Origin of the sequence: Colwellia marinimaniae (assembly GCF_002207865.1) — a bacterium.
GTDB lineage: Bacteria > Pseudomonadota > Gammaproteobacteria > Enterobacterales > Alteromonadaceae > Colwellia > Colwellia marinimaniae.
In genome coordinates this window covers 1-261 of sequence record NZ_BDQM01000337.1, presented here as the reverse complement: position 1 = coordinate 261, position 261 = coordinate 1, and the positions used below count along the sequence as shown (strand labels likewise).

Annotated in this window: 1 pseudogene; it reads right to left on the bottom strand. The window is 65.9% G+C overall.

The annotated features are described in order from the left end of the window. Positions 1-13 precede the first annotated feature (13 nt). Positions 14-261, bottom strand: a pseudogene (locus MTCD1_RS19550) (hypothetical protein); the annotation flags it as partial.

Sequence of the window (261 nt, the reverse complement as noted above, 5' to 3'; positions counted from 1 at the left end):
CATGCCTCCGTTGTCATGCCTGCTCGAAACCCTCGAGCACATTCACCGCATTCGTTCCCAGCGCCGCCGCTGCGTAGCCGCCTTCCAGCACCAGCACAGTGGGCAGTCCCACACCACGCAGCCGCGCACCCAGCCGCAGAAAATCCGTCGTCGCCAGCCGAAAGCGCGAGATCGGATCGCCCTCATAGGTATCCAGTCCCAGCGAGACCACCAGGGCATCCGCTCCAAAAGCGGCGATGCGCGCGCAGGCCTGCTCCAGGG